Below are 16995 nucleotides of genomic sequence, written 5' to 3'. Positions count from 1 at the left end.
GCCATATCCGGACCTTGCCAGTGATGCCGTGAATGTTAAGTCTCGGCTCCGATGCCGACGTTCCGCCCGAGTTCGAAGACTGACCGCGACCGTTCTGCGGCCTTCGCATCGACAGCGCCAATGAGCGGCGTCCCACATCCCACTCCTTGTGTCCATTGGGAGGGGTCGTTGTGGACCAAGCCCTACTGCCCAGGCTTGTGACGAAGCCGATCCAGCGCGTCTCGAAGTGCATTGGCGGCATCGCCACGCTCGTCAGGGGACATCAGCTCCGGTTCAAGTTCCAACCTGAAGTGCGGCAGCTCGGTCCGAACAGCACGACGAGCGGCCGCCAAATTGGCCTTCAGATCGATGACGCGGTAGGTGGCGACGGGATAGGCGATCCCCTTGACCTGGACTTGCCCCAGTTCTTCACAGTCGATTGCGTCCTTCACTTGCGCAAACGTCTCGTAGGAAATGAGGATTGTCCCCGGCGGCGCCTCCTGCTCCAGGCGCGAGGCGAGATTCACGGCGCCGCCGATTATCGTGTAGTCCATCCGGTCCTCGCTGCCGAAGTTACCGACGGTGCAGTAGTCGGTATGGATGCCGATGCGACACCGCAGCGGTGTTTCGATCCCCATGTCCCGCCAGACTTCGGCAAGCTCGCTAATCCGCTTTTGCATTGCAAGTGCCATCTGCGCGCAAGCCAGCGCGTCCTCCTTGACGCCGCGAGTCTCGGGATCGCCGAAAAACATCAGGATCGCGTCGCCGACATATTTGTCGATCGTAGCGCCGTGATCCGAAGCAATTTTCGACATTTCCGTCAGATAGTGATTGAGGAGTTGGGTGAGATCCTCGGATTCCATTTTGTCAGTGGTCTCGGTAAAGCCCGCGATATCGGAGAAGCATATTGTCAGTTTCTTCCGCTGGCTGGCGATCCTGACCTCCTGGCGGCCGGTGAATATCGAGCGGTACACTTGGGGCGCCAGATACTTCGCCAGCTTGCTGGAAAGCGCCTCCAGAATCACGGATTTCTCGGCGAGGTTCTCCTCCCTTTGCTTCAGCTCAGTGATATCCGAATAGACGGCGACCGTGCCGCCGGCGCTGATCCGCCGCTCGCTGATCATGACCCATCGCCCGTCGCCTCGCCGCTGCACCCAAGGTTCGCTAGGGTTGCGGTGCCGCGAGAGGCGCTCGGCGACCCACTCCTCGACCCGCCCCTCGGCGTCCCTGATGTAGCCGCGCTCAGCGGATCGGCGAATGATTTGCTCGAATGTCGTGCCGGGCGTCAGTTCGGTCTCCAGACCGGTGTAGAGCAATTCGCGGTAGCGGCTGTTGCTGAGGACGAGCCGGTCCTCCCCGTCGTACAGAGCGAATCCTTCGGAGATGCTTTCGATGGCATCGATGAGCCGCTGACGAGCTTCCGCAACGTCGCGCAGGTTCTTTTCCTCGACCTCGACAGCAGTATCCCGGAAAAGTCTCAGCGCTTTGGCCATACGCCCGATTTCGTCGCTGCCCGCGGCTGGCAGCGGCGCACGAAGGTTGCCCCCCGCAATCGCGAGCATGCCCTGGCTCACGGCCCCCAGTCGGGCGAGGAGGCTGCGGTCGACATAGAGCCAGACAACCAGAACCGAACTCAGGAGGCTGAGGAAGGCGGAGCCGAGCACAACCGCGGTGCCGTAGCGCTGGACGAGCGCGGCTTCGCGACCGGACGCAGCGATCTCCTGGTCTGCCGTGGCGACCAGGCGATCGACGCCAGCGGTGAGATTGCGCGACAGTCGATTGTTCTCGGCCAGAAGCCTTTCGCCCTGTGCCAGGACAGCAAACTCGTCCTCCCGCGCCTTGGGGATGCTGTCCTCGCCGTCGGTCAAGCCCTTGAACTCATCGACACGCTGCCGAAAGCGGGTCCGCAGCTTTTCGTCGATCTCCGTGGAGACCTTTTCAAGAGCAGTGAGCGAACGGCGTAGCGGAAAAAGGATCAACGCCAAGTCGCCCGGCGTCGGCGCGTTCGCGACCTTCACCAGCGCGTCGTTGACTGCCGAGATCTCCAGCTGCGCCTTCTGCTGGGGGATGTAGGCCGCAATCGCCTGGACCAGGTCGGCCATCGCCGCTGCGCGTCGATCGGGCGACAGCGACGTGTCGGCCGCGACCGCCCGCCATTGCGGCAGCCTGGAATCCATCACTAGGATGCCGGTGGCGACAAGGCGCTGGCTTCCGGTTGTCGTCGCGGCGAGGCGGTTCAGGAGCTCCTCCTTGCGGGCGACCACGTCGAGCCGGGCGACAACAAGAGAGTCGAGCTCCTTCAGGTTGCGCCTCAGAACAATCGCGGCTTCCTCAATCTCGGCCAAAGGCACTGTGCCCAACGTGGCATCCCGGAGGTCCGTGCGCAGGGCCTCGAGGCGGGACATCTCGAGCGCGACGGCAGCCGAGACCTCGCTGTGCTGAGCCCTGCTTGTCGCTGCCAGCACCGATGGCGCGGCAGCAGCGACCCGTTCGGCTTGGCGCGACAGCTGGAGGGAGGCGAGCGCCGACGGCACTCGATCCGTGGTAATTCGGTCCACGACGTCGCCAACCTGGAGGAAGGCATAAAGCGCCGCAGCGGTTGCCAGCACCGCAAGGGCGCTGATCCCGAAAAAGGCGAGCAACAGCCGGCCGCGTATGCCGAGGCGTTCAAGCATCTCGGCGAGTCGGAACAGTCCGGCCACACTGGTCTGCATCAGACTAGACATCTCAGCCGGCACGCCGGCGATCAGCGAACCCTATTCAACCGGCACGTACTCTCCGCCGCGCCAGACGTACCAAACCCAGCTCTGCTTGGTGAGGTCGCCCTTGTCGTCGAAATCGACCCGGCCGATCACGGTGTCGAATTCCTGTTCGTGCAGTGCCGCAATGACGGCCTTCGGCTCCAGCGAACCTGCCTTCGAGACCGCCTGGGCCCAAACCTGGACCGCGCAGTAGCTCAACAGCGTGTAGCCCGCGGGTTCGAAATTCTCCGCACGGAACTGCTCAACGACCGCGGCCGCTTCGGGGCTTCGCCTCGCGTCCGCCGGGAACGTGAAGAGGGTCCCCTCCGCGGCGGGGCCGGCGATCAGGGCAAATTCCTCGGTCGCCAAAGCATCTCCGGATATGAGCTGAACCGTGTAGCCACTGTCGTGTGCAGCGCGAGCAATCAGCGCAACCTCGGCATGATACCCACCCACATATAAGGCGGAGACGCCGGCGGTCTGCAACGTAGCGACCTCGGCCGAATAGTCGTCCTTCCCGGGAATGTATGCGTCGTAAACGGCCTCAGTCACGCCCCGCTTGTGCAGCTGCTTCCTGGTCTCGTCGGCGAGACCCTTCCCATAGGTCGAGTTGTCGTGGAGGATCGCAATCTTCTTGTTGCCCCAGCGATCGGCAAGGTAGTTGCCAGCGATGAAACCTTGCGCGTCGTCGCGGCCAATGGTGCGAAAGACATTGGCACGGCCCTGTTCGGTCAGCTGCGGATTGGTCGAGCCTGGGGATATCTCAACGACGCCCGCCTCCTCGTACACTTTTGATGCGGGGATCGAGGCCCCGGAGCAATAATGCCCGACGACGAGCACGACCCCGTCAGCCACCAGCTTTTTGGCGGCCGCCACAGCTTGCTCGGGATCGCAGAAGTCGTCGACCGAGATGAGCCTCACCTTCTGGCCGAGCACGCCGCCCGCCGTGTTGACGTCGGCCACTGCCATCTCCGCGCCGCGCTGTCCCTGCTCGCCGATCCAGGCGAGCCGTCCCGTCATCGCAGACGAGACACCGATCAGCACCTCCGCCCGCGCGGAACTGAACGCGGCCGCGAGAACTAAGATCGCTATGGCGATGATGCGGTGCATGTGTGCACCCCCTTAACTGTAGCTTACGCCAATCCCGTCAAAGCCGACAGCCCCTTCGGCAAGCGCGGCTGTCTCGGGCTGATATTGCAGCGCACACCCCAATTTGGCGAAGCAATCATACACTGGAATGGCGTGTCACAACTTCGTTCGCTGAGGTCGGAATCGCGCGCCAAATCCGGACGTTACCACTGACCGGAGTGAGCGTCGTGATTGGGTCAGATCGCGTCATGCGACGCTCCCAACTGGATGACGGCAAAGGGTCGAACTCGGTCGTTCAGAGTGATTGGGTTTTGACCCAAGCATTCTGCAGCCAAGTGGAAACGCGCCTAAAATAGATAGAGCGGAATGCTCGGTTCAACTTGAGCGTGTCCCGCTCTACTAGCTGAAACGGCTTCCGATCAACCGGCTCCACTGCTCGCCCGCAAGCCCGTTCAGGAAGACTTGCGAGTTCTTCATCGCGTCCAAAAGCTCTAGATCACGTGAATGTACCACCGTTGAGGCAACGGTCAGGAAAGCAATGCGTCGTCCAAGCATCGCCTCCAGAAGTGCAGGTTGAATACGTCCGCGCAGGCCGCTGACGCCGCGCGCGGCGGCGTGATCGATCAGGCAGTCAATCACCGGGCCCGCCTGGCCGGGGAGGGCGAAGATCTGCAGCACGCGACCAATTTCATACTTCCGTGCGTAGTAGGCGAAAGCGCCGACATTGGTGCCGACTGGCGACGTCACACAAACGTAGACAAGCTCGCCCAGATCCGGCTTTTGCGCCGCATCGGTCAGGATGTGGTCGAGTTGATCTTCCGTCCAGTCAGGCCGCAGGGCGAATTGAGCGGTAAACGGTTCGATGAGCCTGGCAAATGCATGGCTGTCGATTTCGGATGTACGAAATGCTCCGTGGCCTGCCCCGTCCACCGCCACACCCGACCAACGTCGCTCGCTGGACGTCATCCTTCTGCAGTAAAATCGGTCGATTGTACGCGCCAGCGGATTGAGCATTCGCGCAAGCGCCATGCGATTGGCGGAAAGGCTGAGCATGAAGGCCGCGGGGCGCATCACGCGGACCCAGTCAAGGCTGTATTGCGGCAGGACCACGCCGCGCAGCCGGGTCCACAATTTCACGGAAATATCGTTGGCCGTCTCGCTGAAGGAGATGTCCTGCGGACCATCCAGGTAAGCTTTTAGCAAGCGGGCGCCGGCCAGCGGATCGTGCTCATGGTCCTCGACCATGAGCGAGCTACAGATGGCCGCGCGTAGTTGTCGGCCGTTGAACGTCATCGGCAGGACGTGGACGCCGACAAATCCGGAGACGCGACCGGCGTCGTTGACATGGACAAGCGACCGGAGGTTGTCTGCGCAACCGGGCGCATCCAGATAAAACCGTTTCATGTATTCCACGAGAGAGGCCGGCGCTTCGGTCCTCTCCTTCAACAGCACGCGCTGAAACATGTTCGCAACTGCCGGGAGGTCGGCGCCTTGCAAGGCGCGAATGACGCTCAAGCCCGGCTCCCGCCACCAAAGTCCCATCCACCGAGCTTCCGGGCCAAGGCGACGCGAGGCACGAGAACATCGGGCGCGCGTTCCAACTCGACGCCCATCAAGCCGTGCAACCTCGGCCAGTTGGCATCGCCCCGGTGACCGAACGGAGTGCTGAATTGCTGCGGCAAGGTGGAACCCTTTGCTTGACCGACGAAAAGCCGGCGTCATTGCTGCTAGCAGATTCAGGTAAACCGATATTAAAGTCGTTGCTTTGAATGGTAGCGAACCGGGTTTGTCCGGCCCCATACCTGGACATCAGCAATTTTGGTTCCTGGCGGACTCTGCACAACCAGCGGCATGAGTTGCGTGCTGCGCGCCCAACGGTTTCGGCTGGCCAAAGTTTCGCGTGGCGGCTCTTGACTGGGAGCGCGGGCGTAATACGGTGAGGACAAATACCGGCTCCGACCGCCGGGCGGCAAGAATGCCTCGTATGCTCTCGCCTGGCGGCGGTGGCTGCGGGGCATTGTCATTTTGAGGCATTGCTTGAAACGGCATATCGAGATCGGCATTCTCTATTCGCGGTCTGGCAACTACCGGCTGGTGTCCGAATCCTGCCGTGCGGGTGCGATGAACGCCATCGCCGACGTCAACGGCGATCTCGCAATCCCATTCGAATTCATCCCGATCGAGCGCGACCCGCAGGGCAACATCGATCGCTATGCAAGCGGCTGCGCGGACATTCTCGCCAACAGCGGCGTGCGTCACATCATCGGCTGCGTCACCTCGTGGAGTCGCAAGGAGGTCATTCCAATCCTGGAAAGGGCAGGCGGCACGCTGTGGTACGCCTGCCCGTACGAGGGCTTCGAAGCCAACGAGCATGTCGTCTACACACACGCCTGCCCCAATCAGCATCTCGTACCGCTGCTCGCCTATGTCGTGCCTCGTTTCGGCGCCGATGGCTTCCTGCTCGGTTCCAACTACATCTGGGGCTGGGAGACCAACCGCGTGGCGCGCGACCTGATTGCGGACGCTGGCGGCAAGGTGCTGGGCGAACGCTATCTGCCGCTCGGCGAGGTCGATGTTGCGCGGCTGATCGCGGAGATACAGGCGACGAGACCTGATTTCATTCTGAACAATCTCATCGGCCCTTCTTCTTATGCCTTCATCGCTGCCTATGCGGAGCTTGGCCGGCGCGACCCGCATTTCAGGCCGGAGCGTTGCCCGATCCTGTCCTGCAATCTCACGGAATGCGAATTGCCGGCGCTCAACGGGGCAGGCGATGGCCACCTTTCCGTTGGGCCCTATTTTCACGACATCTCGGGGGCGGATCGCGGTGCGGTTCCAGTGCCTTCCGTCATGCCGGCCTCATCCTTCGAGGCGGCGGCTTATGCCTCGGTGCGCATGCTCGCCGAGATCCTCACCCTTAACCCCGGTGCACAATGGACGGACCTTCCCAAGGTCTTTTCCGAAACATCATTTCGAACGCCACTGGGCGACATCGCCATCGACCAGCAAACCCAGCATGCTACCTTGCCGGTGCTAATCGGACGTATCGATGGAACATCGTTCAAAACGGTCACACTGACGAAGGGCGTGGCACCCGATCCCTACCTTTCCCGCTATGACCGGACGGAGACGTTCGGGCGGCCACGCCTGCGGGTGGTGTCGTGAGCAAGATGGCGCGTATCCCGAACCTCGGAGGCGCCAGGGCTTTTGTCCTGCATCGTCCACATCCGACCGTGCAGGCGATCACAAGGCAATTGTCGGCCATAGGCCTTGAGGCGATTGGCTTCTGGCCGGAACTGCCGGCCGAAGCCTTGGCGGCGGACTTCGTCTTCTTCGACGTCGATCTCGGCTTTGACGAGCAATTTCCGTGGAAGTCGGGCGAGGCGCCGATGCCGCTGATAGCACTGATCGGCTCCGAGGCGCCGGGACGCGTCGAATGGGCATTGTCGCACAAGGCCGATGCGCAGTTGCTGAAACCGGTCGGCAATGCCGGCGTCTACAGCGCACTTTTGATCGCAAGGCAGAGTTTCGAGGCGCGCAAGCTTCTGGCCAGCGAGATTGCCTCGCTTCGTCAGCGGGTCGCGGAGCGCCAGACCATCGTACGCGCGGTGGAGGTCTTGTCGAAGGGCGCCGAGGACGGCCGTGCCTATGCGCAGCTCCGCTCGCTGGCGATGAGCTGGCAAATCAGCGTCGAGGAAGCCGCGCGCAGGATCATGGCGATGACACAAGAAGAAGGCGACGATGACCAATCCGATCGCGCCTGAGCTTTCGGCCGCCGGGCGTATGCCAGCCAAGCCTCGCGCCGGCGTCTGGCGACGTCTGCTAAATCGGCCTCTCGCTTTGCTCGGCCTCGGGATTATTGCCGTTGTCTTGGCCGGCGCCATTCTTGCACCGTGGCTGACAGGCTACGATCCAAACGAGCAGATGTTCGACGGGCTCACGCTTGAAGGCGCGCCACTGCCGCCGGGGGCCCAATTCTGGCTGGGCACCGACCTGCTTGGCCGCGACCTGCTGACCCGTCTCCTTTTCGGCGCGCGCACGTCGCTGATCATCGGCATCGTCGCCAATGGCGTGGCGCTTCTGATCGGCACGTTGGTCGGCATCACCGCCGGCTATTTCCGCGGCTGGATCGGCAGCGCCCTTATGCGTTTCACCGATTTGATGATGGCTTTCCCGGCGCTGCTGCTCGCCATCTGCCTGGCGGCGGTGCTCCAGCCGAGCCTGTGGATCGTCGCCATGGTGATCGCATTGGTGAACTGGGTGCAGACCGCCCGCGTCATCTACACCGAGACAAGTTCGCTCTCCGAGCGCGAGTTCATCGATGCCGAGCGCACCATCGGCGCTAGCGCTCCACGCATCCTGTTCCGCCATATCCTGCCCCACCTTTTGCCGACGATCATCGTCTGGGGCACGCTCGGTATTTCGACCACGGTGCTGCTCGAAGCGACGCTCAGCTATCTCGGCATCGGCGTGCAACCGCCGACCGCGTCATGGGGCAACATCATCTTCGAGAACCAGACCTATTTCCAGGCCGCGCCCTGGCTGGTCTTCTTTCCCGGTGCGGCGATCCTGGCACTGGCGCTGGCCTTCAACCTGATCGGTGACGCACTGCGCGACATCCTCGATCCGACGCAAAGGGGGCGGGCATGATCGCCTATCTCGGCCGCCGCGTTGTCCAGTCGGTGCTCATCTTGCTCGGCGTCTCTCTGATCACCTTTGCGCTGCTCTACCTGCTGCCCGCCGATCCCGTCCGCCAGATCGCCGGCCGCAGCGCCACACCCGAGACGGTCGAAAACATCCGCCGGCAGCTCGGCCTCGACCAGCCCTTCGTCGTCCAGTATTGGCACTATCTGACCAGCCTTCTCAGCGGCGATCTGGGGCGCTCCTACATTCAGCGCTCGGAGGTCACGGAGCTTATCGTCTCGCGGCTGCCGGCAAGCCTGCTGCTGATGGTCGGCGCCATTGCCTGCGAAGTCGTGATCGGGCTGACGATGGGCCTCATCGCCGCCGTCAAGCGTGGCACCGCCACCGACCAGTCGCTGATGGTCGCCTCCTTCGTTGGCGTCTCGGCGCCGCAATTCGTCGTCGGCCTGCTGCTGCTTTATGTGTTCGCGGTGCGGCTCGGCTGGTTCCCGATCGGCGGTTACGGCACCTGGCGTCATCTGGTGCTGCCGTCGCTGACCATGGGAATTCTCGGCGCCGGCTGGTACGCCCGCATGATGCGCTCGTCGATGATCGACGTGCTGCGCCAGGACTACGTGCGTACCGCGCGTGCCAAGGGTCTTGCACGCAGCGCCATTATCCTCCGGCACGCGCTGCCCAACGCCATCCTGCCGGTCATCGCCATGATCGGCATCGATATCGGCATCTTCATGGGCGGCATCGTGGTTGTCGAAAGCGTGTTCGGCTGGCCAGGCATCGGCCAGCTAGCCTGGCAGGCCATTCAGCGCATCGACATTCCGATCATCATGGGGGTCACCCTGGTTTCGGCCTTTGCCATCGTGCTCGGCAATCTCCTGGCCGACACTGTCGCACCGTTCATCGATCCACGCATCAAGCTCAGATGAAAACCAAGAAAACCAGAGAAAGGGAACATGACATGAGAAAATATCTGATATCGACCGTGGCGGCATCGGCGCTTGCGCTGGTGCTTGGCATGACAAGCGTACGCGCCGAAGACGCCGTCGATCCGAATGCCAAGCAGGGCGGCGCGATCACCATCACCTACAAGGACGACGTCGCCACGCTCGATCCGGCCATCGGCTATGACTGGCAGAACTGGTCGATGATCAAGAGCCTGTTCGACGGGCTGATGGACTACGAGCCGGGCACCACCAACCTGCGGCCCGACCTTGCCGAGACCTACGAGATTGCGCCCGACGGCAAGACCTTCACCTTCAAGCTGCGCCACGGAGTGAAGTTCCACAATGGCCGCGAGATGACCGCCGACGACGTGAAATATTCGCTCGACCGGGTCACCAATCCAAAGACACAGAGCCCGGGTGCCGGCTTCTTCGGCTCGATCAAAGGCTATGACAACGTCGCTGCCGGCAAGGCGGAAAGCCTGGCGGGCATAACCGTCGTCGATCCCTACACGATCAAGTTCGAGCTGACCCGGCCCGACGCCACCTTCCTGCATGTCATGGCGATCAACTTCTCGCATGTGGTGCCGAAGGAAGAAGTCGAAAAATACGGCGCAGACTTCGGCAAACATCCGGTCGGAACCGGCGCCTTCAAGCTCGCCGAATGGACGCTCGGCCAGCGCGTGGTCTTCGAGCGCAACCCGGATTACTGGCACAAGGGTCTGCCGCATCTCGACAAGATCACCTTTGAGATCGGCCAGGAGCCGATCGTGGCGCTGCTGCGGCTCCAGAAAGGCGAGATCGACGTCCCCGGCGACGGCATTCCGCCGGCGAAATTCCAGGAGGTGATGGCCGATCCCGAGCAGAAGGCCCGTGTCGTCGAGGGCGGCCAGTTGCACACCGGCTATATCACCATGAATACCACCATGGCGCCCTTCGACAACGTGAAGGTGCGGCAGGCGGTCAACATGGCGATCAACAAGGACCGCATCGTCCAGCTGATCAACAACCGTGCGGTGCCGGCCAATCAGCCGTTGCCGCCGTCGATGCCTGGCTATGACAAGGAATTCAAGGGCTATCCCTATGACGTGGCCAAGGCCAAGGCCTTGCTTGCCGAGGCCGGGCATCCCGACGGGTTTGACACGCAGCTGTTTGCCATGAACACCGATCCCAACCCGCGCATCGCGCAGGCCATTCAGCAGGATCTGGCGGCGGTCGGCATCAAGGCCAGCATCCAGTCGCTCGCGCAGGCCAACGTCATCGCCGCCGGCGGCGACAAGGCGGGTGCGCCGATGATCTGGTCCGGCGGCATGGCCTGGATCGCCGACTTCCCCGATCCGTCGAACTTCTACGGCCCGATCCTCGGCTGCGCTGGTGCCGTCCCGGGCGGCTGGAACTGGTCGTGGTATTGCAACAAGGAGCTCGACGCCAAGGCGGCCGAAGCCGACTCCATCGTTGACCCGGCCAAGGCTGGCGAACGCGCCAAGATGTGGAGCGAGATCTACGGCAAGATCATGGAAGACGCTCCTTGGGCACCGGTCTTCAACGAGCAGCGTTTCACCATGAAATCAACCCGCATGGGTGGTGCCGACAACCTCTATGTCGACCCGGTCCACATCCCGATCAACTACGACAATGTGTATGTGACCGATGTGCAATAACTGCGACTACACCATCCACGGGCGCCACCATCATTTCGGCTGGGACAATTCCTTTGTCCCGGCCGAACGGGTGGCGCCAGGGTCGACGATCGAGTTCCAGTGCCTGGACTCGTCCGGCGGGCAGCTGACGATCGAGAGCACCGTCGACGACGTTGCTTTGCTCGATTTTGCCAAGGTGAACCCGGTCACTGGGCCAATCTATGTCGAAGGGGCAGAGCCGGGCGATGCCCTGAAAATCACCATCGAGGCGTTCAAGCCGTCCGGCTTCGGCTGGACGGCGAATATCCCGGGATTCGGTCTGCTGGCGGATGACTTCTCCCAACCGGCACTGAATATCTGGAAGTACGACGCCGCCTCGCTCGAACCGGCGCTGTTCGGCAAGAGCGGCCGGGTGCCGCTCAAGCCCTTCGCCGGCACCATCGGCAATGCCCCGGCTGAGCCGGGTCTGCATTCGGTGGTCCCGCCGCGGCGCGTGGGCGGCAATCTGGACATCCGTGATCTCGCCGCCGGCACGGTTCTCTACCTCCCTGTGGAGGTCGCGGGAGCGTTGTTCTCGGTCGGCGACACGCACGCCGCGCAGGGTGACGGCGAGGTCTGCGGCACGGCGATCGAGAGCCCCATGAACGCCGTGCTGACGCTCGATCTGGTCAAGGATGCCCGGCTGCGGACGCCGCGTTTCACAACGCCCGGTCCGGTGTCGCGGCATCTCGACGCCAAGGGCTACGAGGTGACAACCGGTATCGGGCCGGATCTGATGGACGGCGCCAGGAGCGCCGTTTCCCAGATGATCGACCTGCTCTCCGGCCGCTACCGCATGGATCCGGTAGATGCCTATATGCTCGTCTCGGTTTGCGGTGACCTGCGCATCAGCGAGATCGTCGACATGCCCAACTGGGTGGTTTCGTTCTACTTCCCCCGCTGCGTCTTTGAATGAAGGTGGAGGACATCAAACGATCCGGGCAGGCCGCCGCGGAGAGTGGCTCTGTCAGGCCGGTACTCAGCGTCTCAGGTCTGAGCGTCGCCGTGCGCGGCGAGGAGGGCGAGCGCGACGTCGTTTCCGACCTGACATTCGGCCTGATGCGCGGCGAAACGCTTTGCATCGCCGGCGAGTCCGGTTCCGGCAAGTCGATGACGGCGCTGGCCATCATGGGCTTGCTGCCGCAGCCGGCGGCACGCATCGGATCAGGCTCCATCCGGCTCGGCGATCAGGATCTCGCCGCTCTCAGCGAGAGCGGCATGCGCCGCATCCGCGGCAACCGTATTGCCATGATCTTTCAGGAACCGATGACATCGCTCAATCCGGTGCTGTCCATCGGCCGTCAGCTCACGGAGGCGATCGAGGCACACACCTCGATGTCGCGCTCCAACTCGCGGCTGAGGGCGCTCGAGGCGCTGAAGGCAGTCCGAATTCCGGATGCCGAACGGCGGCTCGAGCACTATCCGCACGAACTCTCAGGCGGCATGCGTCAGCGCGTGATGATTGCCATGGCTCTGGCCCTGAACCCGGACGTGCTGATCGCCGATGAGCCGACGACCGCCCTCGATGTCACGGTTCAGGGTGAGGTGCTGGAACTGCTGCGCGACCTGCAGCGCGAGCACGGCACCAGCGTTATCCTGATCACGCACGACATGGGCGTCGTCGCCGAGATGGCGGACCGCGTCATCATCATGCGCGACGGCCGGATGGTGGAGCAGGGCAGCGCGGCTGACATCTTCAATCGCCCGCAGGCCGACTATACACGCGAGCTTCTGGCCGCCGTGCCGCGTATCGGCGGCGGACGGACCGCCGAAGAACGACAAGACGCCGCCAACATGCCGGCCGAGCTTGTATCTGTCAGCGATCTTCACGTCCGCTTCGACCTGCACGGCGGCTTCTTCGGCCGCGTTGACCGCAGCGTGCACGCGGTCGAAGGCGTGAGTTTCTCGATCGCGCCGCACGAAACCCTGTCGCTGGTCGGCGAATCGGGCTGCGGCAAGTCGACGACGGCCAAGGCGATCGCCGGGCTGGTGCCCTTCACCGGCAGCATTTCAATCGGTGGCCACGACCTGTCGGCGCTCAGCCGCAAGGAGCGCAAGGCTGTCCGCCGCAATGTGCAGATGATCTTTCAGGATCCCTTCGCGTCCCTCGACCCGCGCATGCGGGTCGGCGATCTCGTCGCCGAGCCTCTGCTGATCCACGGCCTCGGCGACGGAGAGCAACGGCATGCCCAGATCGCCGCCCTGTTCGAACGCGTCGGCCTCTCCGCTGACCAGATGGAGCGCTATCCCCACGAATTCTCCGGCGGGCAGCGCCAGCGAATCTGCATTGCACGGGCGCTGGCGCTGCGACCAAAGCTGATCATTGCCGACGAGAGCGTCTCTGCTCTCGACGTGTCGGTGCAGGCGCGCGTGTTAAGATTGCTGAAGGAGCTGCAGCGTGAATTCGGCGTCGCATATCTCTTCATCTCGCACGACATGGCGGTGGTCGAGAACATCTCCGATCGCGTGGCGGTAATGTATCTGGGGCAGATCGTCGAGATGGGCACCCGCGACCAGATCTTCTCCAACCCGCGCCATCCTTACACAAAGCGGCTGATCGAAGCCGTTCCGGTTCCCGATCCAGGCCGGCGTCGCGCCCGGTTCGCCCGTTTGGACAGCGAAATTCCAAGCGCTGTGCGGCGCATCGGTGACGAGCCCCGGAAACTCAAGCTCGAAGATGTTGGCGACGGCCACCTCGTCGCCACTTGATCGAGCTTAGGCTGCCTCGTCCAGCCAATCCCGCAGAGGCTCGGGGACAGCTGCATATGTGATGTTCGAGCGGCGGAAAATGATCGGCGATGGCGCTGCCGCGGCAGCGCCGTTCGGCGATGCCGAGTTGACAAGATCACCCGTTTACATCTGACATGTTAGCGTGCTAACGCTACGTCCACATTGATTACAACGGAGATCGCATTGGCTTCCCGCTTTGGTCTTTCGGTTGCCCTGACCACACCCTTCGACCCGTCGGGGCAGATAGCGCTCGCGCCGATGATCGCGCATGCCCGAGCCTGCCTTGGTGCCGGCTGCAGCAGCGCGACGCTGTTCGGCACCACCGGCGAAGGAGCCTCGGTCGGCACCGACGAGCGACGGGTCGTCACCGAGGCCATGCTGGCGGCCGGTATTCCGCCACATCAGCTCGTCGCCGGAGTGCTGGTCGATGCAGCCGAAGATGCCGCCGATCAGGCCCGGCACGCTTTGCAGCGCGGCGTTCGCAACATTCTGCTCGCTCCGCCGAGCTACTTCAAGAATGTCGGCGAGGACGGGCTGTTCGGATGGTTTTCCGCCGTCTTCGCCGCACTCGGTCCGCTGGCGCGCGATGTGCTGCTCTATAACATCCCCTCAGTCACCATGGTGCCGCTCCCGCTTGGGCTGATCGGCCGGCTGCGCGCCGCTTTTCCCGCTGTGGTGGCCGGGGTGAAGGATTCCGGCGGGGACTGGAGCTACAGTGAGGCGCTGCTTGAGGCGCACGGCGATCTGGTGATCCTCATCGGCGACGAACGGCATCTGGCGAGAAGCGTGCGCCGCGGCGGACAGGGCGCGATTTCCGGCATGGCCAATTTTGTTACCGGCGAAATCCGGGCAATGGTCGAAAACGGGGGCGACGACCCACGCGTCGAAGACTTCGTGCTCGAATTGCTCAAATACCCGGTCACGCCGGCGGTGAAGGTCATGGTCGCGCGCAAGACCGGCGACGAGCGCTGGCTGGCGGTCCGTCCGCCCCTAGAGGCGATCGATCCGCAGGGACAGCGGCAGCTTGCCGCTGCCTACGACAGGCTGTTTGCGACAGAGGCGGCCTGACCGACAAGGCCAGGCTGACCGACAAGGAAGCGAGCTTAAGTGGAAGACGGCAGCGAACCGATCACTCTCCGGGAGAAGGCCTATGCCAGCTTCACGCGGCATTTGCTGGCCCGCGATCTGCGGCCGGGGCAGTTCGTGTCACAGCGCGAACTGGTCGCTTTCACCGGGCTGCCGCTGGGTGCCATTCGCGAGATCGTCCCGCGTCTCGAGGCCGAGGGACTGCTGACCACCATCCCGCAGCGCGGCATGCAGATCGCGCATATCGATATCAATCTGATCCGCGAGGCGTTCCAGTTTCGGTTGTTCATGGAACGCGAGGCAGTGGCGCTATTCACGACCAGCGCTTCTGATGCCGAACTTGCCCGCATGCGGCGCGAACATGAAGAGATGCTGGCTCAAGCTCTCGGGCAGGCGCCGACGCCGGAAATGGAAGCCAAGGCCCAGAACATCGACTGGGCGATGCACGACACCTTCATCAATGCGCTCGGCAACGAGATTATCGCCAAGGCCTATCTGGTCAACTCGGTGAAAATCCGGCTGATCCACCAGGAGCGTTTCCGCATCGACGGTCGTGTAGTGCCGGTGATGCGCGAACATTTGGCGGTCATCGAAGCCATGGAGAGCCGCAATCCGCAAAAAGCGGTTGAAGCGATCAGTCTGCATATCGACAATGCGCGCCGGCTGGCGCTCCAGATCTGAGGAAATATAGCCGCGCCGCGGTTCGCGGCGCATCCACAACGACAGCAACCGGGAGGAAGAAATGTCGTCCAATCTGTTCAACCCAACCAGGAGGCAACTCCTTGCCGGAACCGCGGCGCTAACCGCTGCCGGCCTTGTGGGGCTTCGCCCCGGCTTTGCCGCAGGCGTTGACTGGAAACGCTTTGCCGGGACGACGCTTGACGTCAATCTGGTGAAAAGCCCGCGCAGCGACACCATCCTGAAATATCTCGCCGAGTTCGAGGAACTGACCGGCATCAAGGTCAATGCCGAGGCAACGCCCGAGCAGCAGCAGCGCCAGAAGACGGTGATCGAGTTGAGCTCGGGCAAGCCGAGCTTCGACGTCGTGCATCTGAGCTACCACGTGCAGAAGCGCCAGTTCGAGAAGGGTGGCTGGCTGGCCGACATCGCCGGCTATCTCGCCGATCCGTCGCTCACCGACCCGGCGCTGGTCGAAAGCGACTTCGCCGAAGCCGGCATTCTGTTTGCCAAGGACGGCCAGGGCGTGCTGCGCTCGCTACCGTTCTCGGTGGACTACTGGATCCTGTATTGGAACAAGGAGCTGTTCGAGGCCAAGGGCCTCAAATACCCAGAGACCTTCGAGCAACTGGTGGCAGCCGCCGAAGCGCTGACCGACCCCTCGACCAATACATACGGCTTCGTCGCCCGCGGGCTCAAGAACGCAAACACGCCGGTGTGGACGTCGCTGATGCTCGGCTACAACATGACGCCGCTAGATGACAAGGGCAAGCTGCGCACCGAGGCTCCCGAGGCGATCGAGGCTGCCGCGCTCTATCAAAGATTGATGACCAAGTCCGCCCCTCCGGGCGTTACCGGGTTCAACTGGGCCGAAGCACAGTCGGCCTTCCTGCAGGGCAAGATCGGCATGTGGCTCGACGGCGTGGGTTTTGCCCCGCCGATGGAAAATCCGGAAAAATCGAGGGTGGTCGGCAAGGTCGGTTACGGCGTGATGCCCAAGGGTCCCAAGGCGCATGCCTCGGGCACCTTCGGCGACGGGATTGGCGTTACCGCCGCCAGCGAGAAGAAGGAGGCTGCCTATCTGTTCTGCCAGTGGGCGGTATCGCCAACCATGGGTGCACGGCTGTTGCAGGCCGGCGCCGGCGTTCCGTTCCGCAAATCCGTGCTGGAGGATCCCAAGGTGCGCGAAGGCGTCACCATGCCGGCAAGCTGGCTTGATGCCGTGGTCGGCTCGGGCAATATCAGTCGGCTGGCACTGCCGGTCATCATCCCCGTCACGGAATTCCGCGACATTTATGGCGTGGCGCTGACCAACATGATTGCCGGCGCCGATCCAGCCGCGGAGCTGAAGAAGGCCACCGAACAATTCCAGCCGGTTCTCGACAGGAGCGAGCAGGGCTGATGTCGGCCACCACCCCAGAACAGACCGGG

13 protein-coding genes are annotated in these 16995 nt (G+C 63.0%); 10 read left to right on the top strand and 3 right to left on the bottom strand.

The window, feature by feature from the left end; all coding sequences use genetic code 11:
* Positions 1–182: 182 nt before the first annotated feature.
* From NKH93_RS04405 to NKH93_RS04395, 3 genes are all read right to left on the bottom strand, one after another.
* Positions 183–2654: an adenylate/guanylate cyclase domain-containing protein gene (locus NKH93_RS04405; RefSeq protein WP_352969459.1), complete on the bottom strand. Its 2472-nt coding sequence runs from the start codon at positions 2652–2654 to the stop codon at positions 183–185.
* A gap of 81 nt (positions 2655–2735) precedes the next feature.
* On the bottom strand, positions 2736–3830 hold the full coding sequence (locus NKH93_RS04400; RefSeq protein WP_352969311.1) for a branched-chain amino acid ABC transporter substrate-binding protein: 1095 nt from the start codon (positions 3828–3830) through the stop codon (positions 2736–2738).
* Positions 3831–4208: 378 nt separating this feature from the next.
* Entirely contained in the window at positions 4209–5324 is a 1116-nt protein-coding gene (locus NKH93_RS04395) for a hypothetical protein (RefSeq protein WP_352969309.1), read from the bottom strand.
* A gap of 522 nt (positions 5325–5846) precedes the next feature.
* Here NKH93_RS04395 and NKH93_RS04390 point away from each other — a divergent pair.
* From NKH93_RS04390 to NKH93_RS04345, 10 genes are all read left to right on the top strand, one after another.
* On the top strand, positions 5847–6974 hold the full coding sequence (locus tag NKH93_RS04390; protein WP_352969307.1) for a transporter substrate-binding protein: 1128 nt from the start codon (positions 5847–5849) through the stop codon (positions 6972–6974).
* Positions 6971–7573 (top strand): ANTAR domain-containing response regulator, encoded by a 603-nt coding sequence (locus tag NKH93_RS04385; protein ID WP_352969305.1) that lies wholly within the window; start codon positions 6971–6973, stop codon positions 7571–7573. The genes NKH93_RS04390 and NKH93_RS04385 overlap by 4 nt, the downstream gene beginning before the upstream one ends.
* 19 nt (positions 7574–7592) lie before the next feature.
* Positions 7593–8459 carry an ABC transporter permease gene (locus NKH93_RS04380; protein WP_352969457.1) on the top strand — a complete coding sequence of 289 codons (867 nt, stop codon included), beginning with the start codon at positions 7593–7595 and terminating at the stop codon, positions 8457–8459.
* The gene (locus tag NKH93_RS04375; protein WP_352502518.1) at positions 8456–9376 is read left to right on the top strand and encodes an ABC transporter permease; all 921 of its coding nucleotides are present in this window, start codon (positions 8456–8458) and stop codon (positions 9374–9376) included. The genes NKH93_RS04380 and NKH93_RS04375 overlap by 4 nt, the downstream gene beginning before the upstream one ends.
* A gap of 32 nt (positions 9377–9408) precedes the next feature.
* Positions 9409–11052 (top strand): ABC transporter substrate-binding protein, encoded by a 1644-nt coding sequence (locus NKH93_RS04370; protein WP_352969302.1) that lies wholly within the window; start codon positions 9409–9411, stop codon positions 11050–11052.
* Positions 11042–11986, top strand: coding sequence for an acetamidase/formamidase family protein (locus NKH93_RS04365; protein WP_352969300.1), 945 nt, complete (start codon positions 11042–11044; stop codon positions 11984–11986). The genes NKH93_RS04370 and NKH93_RS04365 overlap by 11 nt, the downstream gene beginning before the upstream one ends.
* Entirely contained in the window at positions 11983–13779 is a 1797-nt protein-coding gene (locus NKH93_RS04360) for an ABC transporter ATP-binding protein (RefSeq protein ID WP_352969298.1), read from the top strand. The genes NKH93_RS04365 and NKH93_RS04360 overlap by 4 nt, the downstream gene beginning before the upstream one ends.
* Positions 13780–13983: 204 nt before the next feature.
* Positions 13984–14868, top strand: coding sequence for a dihydrodipicolinate synthase family protein (locus NKH93_RS04355; RefSeq protein ID WP_352969296.1), 885 nt, complete (start codon positions 13984–13986; stop codon positions 14866–14868).
* Between the two features lie 39 nt (positions 14869–14907).
* Positions 14908–15567: a GntR family transcriptional regulator gene (locus NKH93_RS04350; RefSeq protein WP_023674176.1), complete on the top strand. Its 660-nt coding sequence runs from the start codon at positions 14908–14910 to the stop codon at positions 15565–15567.
* 61 nt (positions 15568–15628) lie between these two features.
* On the top strand, positions 15629–16966 hold the full coding sequence (locus NKH93_RS04345; protein WP_352969294.1) for an extracellular solute-binding protein: 1338 nt from the start codon (positions 15629–15631) through the stop codon (positions 16964–16966).
* Positions 16967–16995: the final 29 nt, after the last annotated feature.

Origin of the sequence: Mesorhizobium sp. M0954, assembly GCF_040319155.1 — a bacterium.
Lineage (GTDB): Bacteria > Pseudomonadota > Alphaproteobacteria > Rhizobiales > Rhizobiaceae > Mesorhizobium.
The sequence above is the reverse complement of the archived record's forward strand: the minus strand, read 5'-3'. Positions and strand labels throughout refer to the sequence as shown.

Bases quoted from the DNA above. Each gene is read 5' to 3' on its own strand.
- NKH93_RS04405 (WP_352969459.1), bottom strand. From the start codon at position 2,654: ATGCTTGAACGCCTCGGCATACGCGGCCGGCTGTTGCTCGCCTTTTTC.
- NKH93_RS04400 (WP_352969311.1), bottom strand. From the start codon at position 3,830: ATGCACCGCATCATCGCCATAGCGATCTTAGTTCTCGCGGCCGCGTTC.
- NKH93_RS04380 (WP_352969457.1), top strand. From the start codon at position 7,593: ATGCCAGCCAAGCCTCGCGCCGGCGTCTGGCGACGTCTGCTAAATCGG.
- NKH93_RS04375 (WP_352502518.1), top strand. From the start codon at position 8,456: ATGATCGCCTATCTCGGCCGCCGCGTTGTCCAGTCGGTGCTCATCTTG.
- NKH93_RS04370 (WP_352969302.1), top strand. From the start codon at position 9,409: ATGAGAAAATATCTGATATCGACCGTGGCGGCATCGGCGCTTGCGCTG.
- NKH93_RS04365 (WP_352969300.1), top strand. From the start codon at position 11,042: ATGTGCAATAACTGCGACTACACCATCCACGGGCGCCACCATCATTTC.
- NKH93_RS04360 (WP_352969298.1), top strand. From the start codon at position 11,983: ATGAAGGTGGAGGACATCAAACGATCCGGGCAGGCCGCCGCGGAGAGT.
- NKH93_RS04345 (WP_352969294.1), top strand. From the start codon at position 15,629: ATGTCGTCCAATCTGTTCAACCCAACCAGGAGGCAACTCCTTGCCGGA.